General features: G+C 65.9%; 12 protein-coding genes. 8 read left to right on the top strand and 4 right to left on the bottom strand.

The features are described from left to right. Positions 1-26: 26 nt before the first annotated feature. From HY058_16345 to coaD, 7 genes are all read left to right on the top strand, one after another. A complete protein-coding gene (locus tag HY058_16345; protein ID MBI3498869.1) occupies positions 27-659 on the top strand; it encodes a hypothetical protein in 633 nt (210 codons plus the stop codon). 30 nt (positions 660-689) lie between these two features. After that, complete coding sequence (locus HY058_16340) at positions 690-1091, top strand: MAPEG family protein (protein MBI3498868.1); 402 nt, start codon at positions 690-692, stop codon at positions 1089-1091. A 90-nt stretch (positions 1092-1181) separates the two neighbouring features. After that, positions 1182-2486 (top strand): extracellular solute-binding protein, encoded by a 1305-nt coding sequence (locus HY058_16335; GenBank protein MBI3498867.1) that lies wholly within the window; start codon positions 1182-1184, stop codon positions 2484-2486. 10 nt (positions 2487-2496) lie between these two features. Further along, entirely contained in the window at positions 2497-3381 is an 885-nt protein-coding gene (locus HY058_16330; protein MBI3498866.1) for a sugar ABC transporter permease, read from the top strand. Positions 3382-3469: 88 nt separating this feature from the next. Next, positions 3470-4219 carry a carbohydrate ABC transporter permease gene (locus HY058_16325; GenBank protein ID MBI3498865.1) on the top strand — a complete coding sequence of 250 codons (750 nt, stop codon included), beginning with the start codon at positions 3470-3472 and terminating at the stop codon, positions 4217-4219. 230 nt (positions 4220-4449) lie between these two features. Then, positions 4450-7209, top strand: coding sequence for a DNA gyrase subunit A (gene gyrA, locus HY058_16320; GenBank protein ID MBI3498864.1), 2760 nt, complete (start codon positions 4450-4452; stop codon positions 7207-7209). After that, positions 7206-7757 carry a pantetheine-phosphate adenylyltransferase gene (gene coaD, locus HY058_16315; protein ID MBI3498863.1) on the top strand — a complete coding sequence of 184 codons (552 nt, stop codon included), beginning with the start codon at positions 7206-7208 and terminating at the stop codon, positions 7755-7757. The genes gyrA and coaD overlap by 4 nt, the downstream gene beginning before the upstream one ends. Before the next feature lie 495 nt (positions 7758-8252). Here the strand turns inward: coaD and HY058_16310 are convergent, their stop codons facing one another. Continuing rightward, entirely contained in the window at positions 8253-8780 is a 528-nt protein-coding gene (locus tag HY058_16310) for a PAS domain-containing protein (protein ID MBI3498862.1), read from the bottom strand. 687 nt (positions 8781-9467) lie between these two features. On the opposite strand from HY058_16310, the gene HY058_16305 reads away from it, so the two are divergent. Further along, the gene (locus tag HY058_16305; protein ID MBI3498861.1) at positions 9468-10994 is read left to right on the top strand and encodes an ABC transporter substrate-binding protein; all 1527 of its coding nucleotides are present in this window, start codon (positions 9468-9470) and stop codon (positions 10992-10994) included. A 145-nt stretch (positions 10995-11139) separates the two neighbouring features. Here HY058_16305 and HY058_16300 read toward each other — a convergent pair whose 3' ends face one another. From HY058_16300 to HY058_16290, 3 genes are read right to left on the bottom strand one after another with little or no spacing between them, the layout of a single operon-like run. After that, a complete protein-coding gene (locus tag HY058_16300; protein ID MBI3498860.1) occupies positions 11140-13128 on the bottom strand; it encodes an ABC transporter ATP-binding protein in 1989 nt (662 codons plus the stop codon). A 6-nt stretch (positions 13129-13134) separates the two neighbouring features. Further along, positions 13135-14013, bottom strand: a complete 879-nt coding sequence (locus tag HY058_16295; protein MBI3498859.1) for an ABC transporter permease — start codon at positions 14011-14013, stop codon at positions 13135-13137. Further along, a complete protein-coding gene (locus tag HY058_16290) occupies positions 14010-14927 on the bottom strand; it encodes an ABC transporter permease (protein MBI3498858.1) in 918 nt (305 codons plus the stop codon). The genes HY058_16295 and HY058_16290 overlap by 4 nt, the downstream gene beginning before the upstream one ends. Positions 14928-14938: the final 11 nt, after the last annotated feature.

Genomic DNA, 14938 nt, shown 5'->3' with positions numbered 1-14938 from the left:
GGTTGCGGCGACGGAGGGCTCGAACGATGGGACGTGGGTTGATTGCGGCCGGGGTGATCCTGGCCTCGTTGAGCTGGGCGGCGCTGGCACAGCAACCCCCCGGCTCCGGCAGCTTCAAGGCGATCGAAGCGAAGGGCGTGGATTTCGCCGGTGCGCCGCTCTTTCGCAAGACCGCCCGGCTCAAGGCCGAGAGCATCCTGATCGCCGACAAGGAGCAGGAGGTGGTCACCGTCGTCGCCGGCAAGCCTGAGACCAAAAACCGGGCCAAGCCCGGAGACGTGATCGTCACCGGCGCTGCCGGCGAGCGCTACGTCATTGCCGCCGATCGGTTCCCGCGGCTTTACGAGAAGGATCCGGCGAACCCTGAGGAATACCGCGCCAAAGGCACGGTGCAGGCGTTTCTGCTCGAGGAAGGCGTCACCTTTAAGGCGCCCTGGGGCGAGCAGCAATCGATCGAAGCCGGCGGCGTGCTGGTCAAGAATGGCGAGGATGTCTACGGCATTCAGGCCGGGGTGTTCGCCGAGACCTATGGGCGGGCCGACCGCTCGGGCACGGTATTCATCGGGCTGGATCAGCCCCTGGCGGCCCAACTCGTCGCCGCGTCATCGCGGGGCGAGGACGCCCATGTCGCCGATCTCAGGCGACGGATGGCGCGCTAGTCCGACGCCAGAAACACGTTAGGGGGATCGATGATGCTCGCGAGCTATCTGTGGACGGCGCTGGCCACGGTGGCGGCCTTGCTGGTGCTGCTGGGCGTGTCGATCATGGTCGGCCGAGCGCGCAGCCGATACAAGATCGATGCTCCGGCGATCACCGGGCATGCCGATTTCGAGCGGTACTTCCGGGTGCAGCAGAACACCTTGGAGCAGATCGTCTTCTTCCTGCCGAGCCTATGGCTGGCTTCGTTCACTCTCGGCGACCGCTGGGCGGCGCTCGGCGGCGCGGTCTGGGTCGTCGGCCGCATCGTCTATGCGCGCGGCTACTACCAGGCGGCCGACCGTCGCCATGTCGGCTTTCTCATCGGCACGCTCGCCGGCCTGGTGCTGCTCGCGGTCGCCTTCATTCAGATCATCCGCATGCTGGTCGGGTAATCCGCTCGCCTCATGCCATAGGGCTGTTGTTCCCTGCTTCTCTGCGACTAGAATGCCGCAAATTGAATAACAAGGGAGGGAGGTTCGACAATGAAACCCGGGAAGCTGTTGGCGCGTTTTCTCGCCGGTGCGGCGATCGCCGTATCGGCAGCCGCGATCGGCTCGTCGCCGGCCGGCGCCCAGCAAGTCACCATCAAGATGTGGATGCACGAGCACCCGCCGCGCATCGCCATCGACAAGGCGATCATCGCCGATTTCGAGAAAGCCAACCCCGACGTCAAGATTCAATACGAGGTGATTCCGGTCGCGGAATACCCGACCAAGCTGTTGACCGCATTCGCCTCGGGGGCCGGGCCCGACCTGTTCAACCAGTATTCCGGCTTGGTGGGGCAATACTACAACGCCCGCATCCTCGCACCCATCGACTACGCGGCCATGGGCTACGCCGAGGAGAAGGCGCTCATCGGCCAGTATTCGAGCGGCTTCGAGGGCATCCGCTTCCAAGGCAAGGCCTACGGCATCCCGACCGAGGTCAGCAACTACGGCTGCTACGCCAACAACGCCTTGTGGAAGGAGGCGGGGCTCGATCCGGCGAAGGACTTCCCGAAGACCTGGGAAGCCATGCAATCGGTCGCCGAGAAGCTGACCAAGCGCGATACCAACGGCGTGCCGATCCGCCGCGGCTTCGATTTCAACTGGGTCAATCGCAACGCCTTCTGGAACACGCTCAACTCGCTGATGCATCAGCGTCAGGCCGAGGCGGTGGACGAGGAGGCTTACAAGGCGACCCTCGATACGCCGGCGGGGCAGAAGGTTATGCAATTCTTGGCGGATTGGTCGAACAAGCAGAAGCTAGGCGGTCCGCAATACACCGATTCGCGTACGGATTTCCTCGGCGGCAAGCTCGCCACCGAGTGCAGCATGGGCATCTGGGGCATTCCCCAGATGAAGGATGCCAAGATCGACTTCACGGTGCAGCCGGCGCCGCGCTTTGCCGATGCCACCAACGACAGCGGCTTCGACGCCTATGCGTTCTACATGATGGTGAATGCCCGCTCGTCGGCGGCCGTGCAGAAGGCGGCGTGGAAGCTCGCCCGATCCTACGTCGATCGTGCCGGAGAGCTGTTCGCCGGCGCCGGGCTGTTCGTACCCAAGCAGGAGGTCGCCGCGAAGGCCGGCGACGCCAACAGCCAAGTGTTCTTGACCGAGCTGAAGAAGGCGAAATTCTCGCCCCGCGTCGTCGGCTTCGACCAGGTGCTCGACGGCATCCTGCGCGGCCGCGACCGGATTATTCAGGGCGCCGAGCCGGTGCCGGCCGTGCTGGCGTCGGTGAACGAGGATCTGAACGCGACCCTGAAGCGCGAAAGGGCCCGCTTCGAAGCGATGCGCAAATAGCCGGCCGGCGATGTCCCGGAAAGGACGAAGACCGCTCGACCATAAATGGTGGGGCCTGGTCTTCGTCCTCCCGGTGGTGGTGTTCTTCGCGCTGTTCAGTGTCTTTCCGGTGCTGTTCGGCTTCTATCTGAGCCTGACCGACTACGACCTCCTGAATCCGCCGGAATGGGTCGGGCTCGATAATTTCCGCAATCTCCTCGACGACAAGCTGTTCCTGAGGGCGCTCGCCAATACGCTCGTCTTCGTCGCCGGCAGCACCGTCCCGGTCTGGGTCCTCTCGCTCTTGGCGGCGCTCCTGTTCGATCAGGCGTTCCGCGGCCGCGTGGTTCTCCAGGCGGTCTTCATCCTGCCGATCCTGCCGCCGGTCGTCGTGGTGGCGGTGGTCTGGCGCATGCTGCTGCATCCCAACGGCATCGCCACCTGGATCGCCGGGTCGTTTCACGGCATCAGCGAGATCCGATGGCTCGCCGACACGGTGCTGGCGCCCTTGGCGATGATCGCCGTGCATGATTGGGCGGTGATCCCATTCTTCGCGCTGATCTGGCTCGCCGGCCTCGCGGGCATCGCGCCGGAGCTGCACGAGGCAGCCCGCATCGACGGCGCGACGGCGGTCGAGACCTTCTGGCATGTCGATCTGCCGCAGCTGCGCTCGACCGCCGTGCTGGTGGCGGCGCTCAGCACCATCAACTCCTTCCAAACCTTCACCCTGCAATATGTGCTGGCACCCGATCCCGGCGGCCCGGCCAACTCGACCCTGGTGCTGGCGCTGCTCGTGCTGAAATACGGCTTTCAATACTTCCGCATGGGCGACGCCGCGGCGGTTTCGGTGGTCATGTTCGCGATCATCCTGGCACTGACCGCGGTGCAGCTCTGGTTCAACCGCCGTGTCAACTGAGCTTCCGGGCGCAAGCCCGCACCGAAGGCGAATCCTGTTCGCGGCCGCGCTCGGCGTGGCGGCGCTGTTCGCCTTTCCGATCTGGTTCATGGTGACCTCGGCCTTCAAGGCCGAGCCGGAGATCCAGGCGATCCCCATTCACTGGCTGCCGCACGACTTCCAGGGGCTGGAGCGCTTCCGCGAGGCCGCCGAGTTCGCGCCGCTCTGGCACTACTTTGCCAACAGCTCGCTGTTCTCCCTCGTCCATGTCGCGGTGACCGTGTTCTTCGGCGCGCTCGCCGGATTCGGCTTCGCCAAATACCGGTTTCCCGGCCGCACATTCCTGTTCTTCTTCGTCATCTCCACCTTGATGATCCCGTTCCAGGTGCTGGTGGTGCCGCTATTCATCGAAGTGAAGGCGTTCGGCTGGGAGAACAGCTATCCAGGCCTGATCATCCCCGGCATGATGAACGCCTTCGGCGTGTTCATGATGCGCCAATACGCCTCCGAACTCCCGGACGAGCTCCTGGAATCGGCGCGGATCGACGGCGCCGCCGAGTTCCACATCTTCCTCCGGATCGTGCTGCCGCTGCTCAAGCCGGCGCTGATCAGCCTCGCCATCATCGTTTTCATCTGGTCTTGGGGCGCGTTTCTGTGGCCGTTGGTCATCGTCCAGGACCGGGAGCTGAACGTGCTCGCGGTCGGTCTCACCAACTACACCGTCCCCTATCAGCGGGCGCCGATGTGGGGTGCGGAGATGGCGGCCTCGACCATCGCCACGCTGCCCATCGCCTGCCTGTTCGTGTTCCTGCAGCGCTACTTCATCAAGGGCTTGACCGCCGCCGCCTTGAAGGGATGAGGGGAGCGCGCGGGCCGGTGCGGGAACTCGGCTCCAGCATCGTCGGATCGGTGCATAAGGCATTGGAAATCCGAGGCGAATGACGGTCCGTCGGGTCGTATCGGGGAAGCCTCCCCGGAACTCGGGCAAAGTTGTTCGCAGGTGCAACATGTGCTAGAAACAAGACCTTGGAACACTGGACGATCTGAGCCGCGGTTCCGCTTTCGTTTCCACGCACGCATGGGCCCTTCGTGACGACGACTCCTCCGCTGCCGCCTTCCGACATAGCGCCGGTCACCATCGAAGAGGAGATGCGCCGCTCGTATCTCGATTACGCCATGAGCGTGATCGTGGCGCGGGCGTTGCCCGATGTGCGCGACGGCTTGAAGCCGGTGCATCGACGCATCCTCTACGCCATGAGAGAGGGCGGCTACGACTGGTCGAAGCCCTATCGCAAGGCCGCCAAGGTGGTGGGCGAAGTCATGGGCAACTTCCATCCCCATGGCGACCTTGCGATCTACGACGCCCTCGTGCGCATGGCGCAGGACTTCTCCATGCGTCTGCCGCTCGTCGACGGCCAAGGCAATTTCGGCTCCATGGACGGCGATCCGCCGGCGGCGATGCGCTACACCGAAGCCAGATTGGCGCGTTCGGCGGAAGCGCTTTTGCGCGACATCGACAAGGAAACGGTCGATTTCCAGCCGACCTATGACGAGTCCGGCCGCGAGCCAACTGTCCTGCCGGCGGAGTTCCCGAACCTCCTGGTCAACGGCGCCGGCGGCATCGCCGTCGGCATGGCGACCAACATCCCGCCCCACAATCTGGGCGAGGTCATCGACGCCTGCTGCGCCTATGTCGACAATCCCGGGATCACGATCGATGAGCTGATGCAGCACGTGCCCGGCCCGGATTTCCCAACCGGCGGCATCATCATGGGCAAGGCCGGCATCGTTGAGGCCTACCGCACCGGCCGCGGCTCCATCGTCATGCGCTCGCGCACGCATATGGAGGAGATCCGCCGCGAGCGCATGGCGATCATCGTCACCGAGGTGCCGTTCCAGCAGAACAAGGCGCGGCTGATCGAGCGCATGGCCGAGGTGGTCAACGACAAGATCATCGAGGGCATCGCCGAGCTCCGGGACGAAAGCGACCGCGACGGCGTGCGCGTGGTGATCGAATTGAAGCGCGACGCGGTGGAAGAGGTGGTGCTGAACCAGCTCTACAAGTTCACGCCGCTGCAGACCTCGTTCGGTGTCAACATGCTGGCGCTCAACGGCGGACGGCCGGAGCTGATGAACCTCCGGGACATCGTCCAGGCCTTCGTGCAGTTCCGCGAGCAGGTCATCACCCGGCGTACCATCTTCGAGCTGAGCAAGGCGCGCGAGCGCGCCCATGTATTGGTCGGGCTTGCCATCGCGGTCGCCAATCTGGATCCGGTGATCCAGCTCATCCGCAAGGCCTCCGATCCGGCCGCCGCCCGCACCGAGCTCCTGGCCCGGGCCTGGCCGGCCGAGGAGGTGGCACCGATGATCCGGCTCATCGACGATCCCGAGCGCGGCATCGTCGACGGCACCTACCGGCTCTCCGAGGCGCAGGCGCGCGCCATCCTGGATCTGCGGCTGCAGCGGCTGACCGGGCTCGAGCGCGACAAGATCGCCATCGAGCTCGGCGACATCGCCAAGCAGATCACCGAATACCTGACCATACTCGGCTCCCAGGAGCGGCTGATGGGCATCCTTCGCTCCGAGCTGGTGGCGATCAAGGAGCAGTTCGCCACGCCGCGGCGCACTACGCTCGAGGATTCGCTCTCCGACCAGGATATCGAGGACCTGATCCAGCGTGAGGACATGGTCATCACCGTCAGCCATGGCGGCTACATCAAGCGGGTGCCGCTGTCCACATATCGCGCCCAGCGCCGCGGCGGCCGCGGCCGCACCGGCATGGCGACGCGGGAAGAGGATTTCGTCAGCGAGGTCTTCGTCGCCAATACCCACACGCCGGTGCTGTTCTTCACCTCGCGGGGCATCGTCTTCCTGCTCAAGGTCTACAAGCTGCCCCTGGGGACGCCGCAATCCCGCGGCAAGGCCATGGTGAACATCCTGCCCTTGGAAGCCGGAGAGAAGATCTCCACCGTGATGCCGCTGCCGACGGACGAATCCGCCTGGTCGGATCTCACGATCTATTTCGCCACCTCCAAGGGCAATGTGCGCCGCAACGCGCTCGGCGATTTCACCTCGGTCAAGGCCAACGGCAAGATCGCGATGAAGCTGGAGGAGGAAGGCGAGCGCCTGATCGGCGTGCAGCCGGCACGCGAGGATCAGGACGTGCTGCTGACCACGCGCAACGGCAAGTGCATCCGCTTCCAGGTGAGCGACGTGCGCGTGTTCGCGTCCCGCAACTCGACGGGCGTGCGCGGCATCAAATTGGCGAACGGCGATGAGGTGATTTCGCTCTCCATGCTGCGTCACGTCGACTATGCGATGGAAGAGCGCGCCGCCTATCTCAGGCATGCCGCGTTGCTCCGCCGCGGCGCCGGCAACGAGGCGGAGCCCGTGGACAGCGACACGGTGCCACCCGAGGTTCCGACCGTGCAGCTTTCCGAGACGCGGCTGGCCGAGCTCGGCGCGGCGGATGAGTTCATCCTCACGGTGAGCGCCAATGGCTTCGGCAAGCGCAGCTCCGCCTACGAGTACCGGATCACCAACCGCGGCGGCACGGGCATTGCCAATATGGAGCTGACCGACAAGACCGGGCCGCTGGTGCAGAGCTTCCCGGTGGGCGGCACCGACCAGATCATGCTGGTGACGAACCGCGGCCAGCTCATCCGCTGCCCGGTCGACGACATCCGCATCGCCGGGCGCAAGACCCAGGGCGTCACCCTCTTCAAGGTCGAGGAGGGCGAGCGGGTGGTTTCCGTCAGCCATCTGCCGGATACCGGTGAAACCAACGGCAACGGCGAGGGCGCGGAAGAGACTCCGTCCGAGCCGCCGCCGGAAGGAGAAGGCGCATGAGCACCGAGCGCGTCGGCGTCTATCCCGGCACCTTCGATCCGATCACCAACGGCCATATAGACATCATCCGGCGCGCGACCCGGGTGTGCGACAGGCTGATCGTCGCGGTCGCCGGCAACGCCGGCAAGGGACCATTATTCTCCATCGGCGAGCGGGTCGAGCTGGTGCGCGACGAGATCGCCGCCATGGCCAATGGCGAGGCGAGCCGGATCGAGGTCAAGGCGTTCGACAACCTGCTGATCAAATTCGCGGAGTCGGTCGGCGCGGCCTTCATCCTCCGCGGTTTGCGTGCGGTCTCGGACTTCGAATACGAGTTTCAGTTGGCCGGCATGAACGCCAGGCTCAATACCGAGATCGAGACGGTGTTCCTCATGTCCTCGGAGAGCCACCAGTTCATCTCCTCGCGCCTGGTCAAGGAGATCGGCCGGCTGGGCGGCGATGTCAGCCCGTTCGTGAGCCCGCGCGTGGTCGAGCGCCTGGCGCACCGCTTCGCGCTCGATGCGCCGGGCGAGCAAGCCCGCGCCAAGCAGACGCCGACCTATAGCTGATCGCTCAAGTCTGCAGCCGGTTTTTCACGACCGAGGATGACCTCCCGCACTAGAGTCTGATCCGATGAGGTGGGATCAGCCAATGAACCCGCATCGTTCCTAGACCCCTCGCCCGCGAAGCGGGGTCGGGGCCGCGAAGAGCGGACCGACGAGGGACCCAGCCCGTGAGGGCTGGGAGGGTGAGGGCCGCGGATTTGGAATACGACATTCGCGCCAATCCTCAGGGCGTTGCCCATGCGGTCTTGCGCGAATTGCGGGACGCTATTTCGGCACCGACCGACGCCTCGGACACCCTCACCCTCCCGCGCTGACGCGCGGGCCCCTCGTCGGTCCGCTCTTCGCGGCCCCGACCCCGCTTTGCGGGCGAGGGGCCTCAGGCGATTCCTTCCAACCGGATCGGACTCTAGCGCACGGGAGAAGGGGCGTGCGCGTGCCGTCATTCCCTCCCCCGCCGGAGGTGGGGGAGGGTTGGGTGGGGGCATGTCATGGCCCGCGCTAACTCGTCAGCGCCAATCCGGCTTCCTGATAGCGCTCCCAGAAGGCGCGCGCCCGGCGCACGTCGCATTTGATGAAAGTCATGACCATCGGGCGCAGCACACCGTCGCTGGCCAGCGGCAAGGCGAGGCGGTCGTAGCGGTAGGTGAGGCCGTCGAAGCTGAGCTCGATGCGATAGCAGGTCGGCTCCGCCAGCGCATGGGTTTCGGCGTAATGGCGGAGGCCCATTTCGGCGAAGGAATGGGGCTGGGTCCGGCTCACCAGGACGCCGTCGCTGTCATGGCCGGGCACCGGGATGGTGCACATGGTGCTGCCACGGAGCCGACACCACATGTCGCCGTCGCCGAGCACCTCATAAAGGCTGAGACGGCCGAGCCAATCGCGCATCTCAACCACGTCGAGATCGCGCCTCGCCGGCATGGCCCGGCCCTCGCAGCGCGCACTCCAGTATTCGGTCAAGCGCACCGCTTCGGCGTTCGAATCGGCCACCCTCAAGGGTTGGATGGCGATGCCCAGTGTTCCGCTCATAGCTATGGGAGCCCCCGCCAAGGCCTTGCTTGGAACATAGCATGGGCAATCGGGGCAGGCAGCCTCCGGCATGGGCGGGCCCCCAAGGGATCCAGCGCGGGCGGATCCATCGAAGTGTTAGCGTCGGCTATTGGGAAGTGCTAATCACTGCCCCCGTGTTGGAGCCCGTAGCTCAGCGGTAGAGCATCTGACTTCGATAGGAGTGCCCGGCGGGAAACCGCCGAGGTAGAACCCGTCAAAGCCGGTGAACCCGTCCGCGTCATGGCGACGGCAACGCCGGAGCAAGCCCCCGGGGAAGAGTTCCCGGCGGGAAGCCGTAGAGACTGGACGGCGGGGACCTAACCGCGAGAAGCGCAAGGTCAAGGCACAGTCCGGACCACGAACCCGAAACGGGGCGGCGAAAGCCGAAGTGGTGCGTTAATCAGAGGGCCGAGGGTTCGATCCCCTCCGGGCTCACCAACACCTCGAAGCACCCGCCTCTCGACGGTCCTCGACCCCTCGGGGCAAACGCACCCATTTCGGGGGAGGGCGGCGGCCAGACATTCGACCACAATTTGGGTGCGGCCGTATCGCCTGAAAGCGGGCTGAAAAGAACGGCATCTGCCGCAAAAATGCGCGCCACCGGGCGCCTTGCTGGCGGGGTGCCTCTATCCTACTGTTCCCTCCCATCGGACCGGGAGGTGATCCATGACAAATCGCTCAAGGCTGATCGGCATTCTCATGGCGACGGCGGCGGGGCTGTTCGCCGGCGCGGCTCAAGCCGGGAAGGCGAACGACACGCTGACCGTGGTCTGGCGCGACGCCATTCCCAACGTCGATCCCTACTACAACTCGCTCAGGACCGGGATTATTTTCCAGCAGCACACCATGGACGCGCTGGTCTATCGCGATCCCGACAGCTTCCAGATCAAGCCGCTGCTCGCCACCTCCTGGAAGCAGGTGGACGAGGACAAGCTCGAGTTCGAGCTCCGCAAGGGGGTAAAATTTCCCAACGGCGATCCGTTCTCGGCCGATGACGTGGTCTACACCTTGAACCTGATTTCCTCGCCCGAGGGCAAGGTTTCGGTGCCGAGCAACTATTCGTGGATCCGCAACGCCGAGAAGATCGACGACAATCATGTCCGCATCAATTTGAAGAAGCCGACGCCGGCGGCGCTGGAATTCTTCTCGATGATCACCCCGATCTATCCCAAGGCCTATCGCGAGAAGGTCGGCGCGGAAGGCTTCTCGAAGGCGCCGATGGGCGTCGGGCCGTACAAGACCGTCAAGGTCGACGGGGTGAAGCAGATCGACCTTGTCCGCTTCGATGAGTACTACGAAGGCAGCCCGAAGGGCCGTGCCAAGATCGGCAAGGTCTCCATCGTCGAGGTCGCGGACTCGGCGACGGAGCTCGCCGAGATTTTGGGCGGCCGCGCCGATTGGATCTGGAACTACAACGCCGACCAGTTCGAGAACATCGGCCGGGTGCCGACCTTGCAGGCGATCCGCTCGGAGTCGATGCGGGTCAACTACCTGCAGATGGACGCCGCCGGCCGCAGCGGCGCCAACAATCCCTTCACCAACGTGAAGGTCCGCCAGGCGGTGCTCTACGCCGTCGACCGCGAGACCTTCGCCAAGCAGATGGTGCAGGGCGACTCGAAGCCGCTGGACGCGCCTTGCTACACTTCGCAGTTCGGCTGCTTGCAGGAGATGGCGGTCAAATACCGCTACGACCCGGCCAAGGCGAAGCAGCTCCTGGCGGAAGCAGGGTATCCCAACGGCTTCGAGACCGAGCTCGTCAGCTACTCCTTGGATACCTGGATCGCCGCGGTGCAGAACTATCTGGGAGCGGTCGGCATCAAGGCCAAGGTCAGCCAGCTTCAGGTCGGCGCAGTCATCCAGCGCCTGGAGAAGGGCGATGTGCCGATCAATATCGGGAGCTGGGGCTCGAACTCCGTCAACGACGTGTCGGCGATCTTCCCGGTCTATTACGGCGGCGGCACCTTCGACTTTGCCCACGACGCGGAGGCGCAGAAGCTGGTGGAGCAGGGCGGATCGACCAACGATGTGGAAGCCCGCAAGCGCGCCTATGGCGCCTTGATCAAGCGGGTGACCGAGCAGGCCTATTGGACGGCGCTGGCGACCGACGTCAAATATTACGCGGTCTCCAAGGACCTCAACTTCAAGCCCGACCGGGACGAGATGCCGCGCTGGTTCGTGTCGAGCTGGAAATAACGAGCCTTCAAGAGCCCCCACCCCAACCCTCCCCCACATGCGTGGGGGAGGGAGTGACTATCGCCTGCTCCCTCCCTCGCCGGGAGGCGGGGGAGGGCTGGGGTGGGGGCATGTCGCGGCGCTCATCAAGCACGAATTTCCGCACCTACGCCTCGGCCAAATGGCAGGCGGCCAAGCCGCCGCCGGATGGTCTGAGCAGGGGCGACTCCGTGCGGCAGCGCTCGATGGCGATGGCGCAGCGGGGATGGAAGCGGCAACCGGAGGGCGGATTGGCCGGGTCCGGATAGGTTTCTCCCAGCCGCATATCGGGGATGCCGAGTCCCGGCTCCGGCGTCAGCACCGAGGCGAGCAGCGCCTTGGTGTAGGGATGCCGGGGCGAGCGGAAGAGGGCGTCCACCGGGCGTCGCTCGACGATCCTCCCGAGATACATGACCGCAACCTCGGTAGCGATGTGCTCGACCACCGCCAAATTGTGGCTGATGAACACATAAGTCAGACCGAGATCCTGGCGGAGATCGGCGAGCAGGTTCAGGATCTGCGCCTGCACCGACACGTCCAAGGCCGAGGTCGGCTCGTCGCAGATGACGATGCGCGGCCGCAAGACCAGCGCCCGGGCGATGGCGACGCGCTGGCGCTGGCCGCCGGAAAGCTCGCGCGGATAGCGCTCGGCCATGTCGCCGGGGAGGCCGACGCGGCCCAGCATTTCCTCGACCCGGTCGAGCACGGCTTTCCCCGGCATCTCGCCCTGGGCGGTCAGCGGCAGCGCCACGATATCGCGCACGCGCCTTCGGGGATTGAGCGAGCCGAAGGGGTCCTGGAACACCGGCTGGATGATGCGCGCCCGCTCGCGCCGGTCCATCGCCGTGAGCACGCGCCCCTCGACCAGCACCTCGCCGGCGCTGGGCGGCAGCAGTCCCAGCATGAGGCGCGCCAGGGTCGACTTGCCGCAGCCGGACTCGCCGACGATGCCGAGCACGCCGCCGGCAGCGACCGAGAGGCTCACCTCGTCGACGGCGATCAGGCTTCGGCTCGGCTGCAGCACGCCGCCGCCGATGCGGAAGGCGCGCGTGGCGGCTTTGAGCTCGATCGCGGGTGGTTCCCCGGCCGGCCGGTTTGACTTGCGGGCGGCGGGCGCCGGCTGGTTGCCGGCGAAGGCAGCGGGCGACGCTATCTCCCATCCCGGATCGAGCCGGCAGACATAGGCGTGTTCCGGCCCGGCTTGCCTTCTGGGCGCTGAGAGGGCGCAGGCGGCAACCGCCTCGCTGCAGCGGTCGCGGAACCCGCAGCCGAGAAAGCCGGGTGGTATGCGCGGCACCACGCCCGGAATGCTGCCGAGCCGCTCCTCGCGGTGGCGTTTGCCCGGAGCCGGGACGCATTCCATGAGCCCGCGGGTGTAGGGGTGGGTCGGATTGGCGAAGACCGCAGCGACCGAGCCGCTCTCGACGATCTCGCCCGCGTACATGACCGAGACCCGGTCGCAGGCCCGGGCGACCACGCCCAGATCATGGGTGATGAGCAGGACCGCCAGACCGAGCTCGCGCTGGAGCCCGATCAAGAGACGCAGGATCTGCGCCTGCATGGTGACGTCGAGCGCCGTCGTCGGCTCGTCGGCGATCAACAGCTCGGGCTCGCACATGAGCGCCATAGCGATCATCACCCGCTGGCGCAGCCCGCCGGAGAGCTGATGGGGATATTGGCCGAGGCGCAGTCCGGGCGCGGTGATGCCGACCCGCTCCAGGAGCAGGGCGGCGCGATCCAGCGCCTGGGCCCGTCCGGCGCCGCGGTGCCGGCGCAGCACCTCGGCCATCTGCGAGCCGACGGTGTAGGCCGGGTTGAGGCTGGTCATCGGCTCCTGGAAGATCATCGACACCCGGTCGCCGCGGATGCGGGCCATCTGCCGCTCGGAAAGGCCGAGGAGGTCGGTGTCGTGGAAACGGATATGGCCGGCCTTGCGCTCGGCACCCCGGGCCAACAGGTTCATCACCGCCAGGGCCGAGACCGACTTGCCGCAGCCGGACTCGCCCACGAGGCCCAGCGTCTCTCCCCGCTCGATGGCGAGCGAGGCGCCGCGGACGGCGGCGACGCGGCCGCCAAAGGTGATCGAAAGCTCGCTTACGTCGAGAACGGCGGTCATCGACCGCTACCGCCGATCCGTGCCGAGGATGTGACCCAAGCCGTCGCCGAGCAGGTTGATGCCGAGCACCAGCAAGAAGAGCGCCGAGCCGGGGATCATGACGACCCAGGGGCTGAAGAACATGTAATCCTTCGCCTGGGCGATCATCAGCCCCCATGACGGCAAGGGCGGCGGCACGCCGAGGCCGAGGAAGGACAAGGCGGCTTCGAGCAGGATGGCGAGCGCCATCTCGAGCGTCGCCACGACGGCGAGGTGACTGGCGATGTTGGGCAGCACTTCGCGCGTCAGGATATAAAAAGTCGAGCAGCCGGCGGCGCGGGCGGCGCTGATGTAGTCGAGAGTGCGCACGCGCATGGTGGTGACCCGCGCCACCACGGCGAAGCGGTCCCAGAGCAGGAGGCCGAGGGTGAGCACGACCACGGTCAAGGAGCTGCCGACGAGGGAGACGGCGGTCAGGGCCACCAGGATGAGCGGTGTGGCCAAGCGGCAGGTAATGGCGAACAGAACGACCTCATCGACGCGCCCGCCGAAGAAGCCCCCGAGCACGCCCAGGCTGGTGCCGATGATGCCCGAGGTGATCACCGTCAAAAGCCCGATCAGCATGGAGATGCGCGCGCCGTAGATGAGCCTGGAGAGATAGTCGCGCCCGATCTGATCGGTGCCGAGCCAATGGTCGGGGGTCCCCTTCAGCATCCACATCGGCGGCACCAGGCGCCGGGTCAGGTCCTGGACGAAGGGGTCGTGGGGTGCCAGCAGCGGGGCGAACACCGCCATGAACGCCACGCAGCCGACGATGACCGCGCCCAAGACGATGCCGACATTGCGCAGCGCTGGACGGCTGCTTCGCGGCAGCAGGACGATGCCGGTGACGGGAATGTCGGTCATGCCGTGCGCAGCCTGGGGTCGAGGACCGCGTTCAGGATGTCGGCCAGCAAGGTCAACAGGATGTAGATGCTGGCAAGCAGCAGCACGACCGCCTGCACCACCGGGAAATCGTTCTTGGTGATCGATTCCCAGCCGAGATAGCCCACCCCGTGCAGAGCGAATACCACTTCGATGACGATCGACCCGCCGAGCATGAAGCCGAGCTGCACGGCGGCAATCGAGACCACCGGCATGGCCGCGTTGCGGAGCGCGTGCTTCAGCACGATGCTGGCCCGCCCGATGCCGTTGGCGCGCGCGGTGCGGATGTAGTCCGCGGACAGGGCCTCGATCATGCCGGTGCGGGTCAGGCGCAGGAGCGCGGGAATGGCGGTGAAGGCCAGCACCACGCCCGGCATGACGTAATGCTGCCAGGTGCCGGTCCCGGAGATCGGCAGCCATTGCAGCTTGAGGCCGAGGAAGATCATCAAGGTGAGGCCAAGGACGAAGCTCGGCATCGCCTGGCCCAAGAGCGCCACCAGACCGATGGCGCGGTCGACCGCGGTGTTCTCGCGCATGGCAGCCAGAATTCCCAAGGGGAGGGCGGTCGAAAGCGCGATCGCCAGCCCGACCAGGCCCAAGGTCAGCGTGATCGGCAGGCGCTCGCCGATCAGGCCGGCGACGCTGCCCTTGTAGAAATAGGACTGTCCGAGATCGCCGGTGGCCGCCCGCCTCGCCCAATCGGCGAACTGCAGCGGCAAAGGCCGATTGAGCCCGTATTGCTCACGCACCATCGCCAGGTCTTCCGCCGTGGCATTGGCGCCGGCGATGGCGATGGCAAGATCGCCCGACAACCGCGTCAAGGCGAAGCTGACGGTCAGCACCGTCAGCGCCACCAACAGCGCCAGAATCAGCCGTCGTGCGAGGAAGCGCAGCATGACGCAGCTTA

It is taken from the genome of Pseudomonadota bacterium, from assembly GCA_016195085.1.
In the GTDB taxonomy this organism is placed as follows: domain Bacteria; phylum Pseudomonadota; class Alphaproteobacteria; order SHVZ01; family SHVZ01; genus JACQAG01.
The sequence above is the reverse complement of the archived record's forward strand: the minus strand, read 5'-3'. Positions and strand labels throughout refer to the sequence as shown.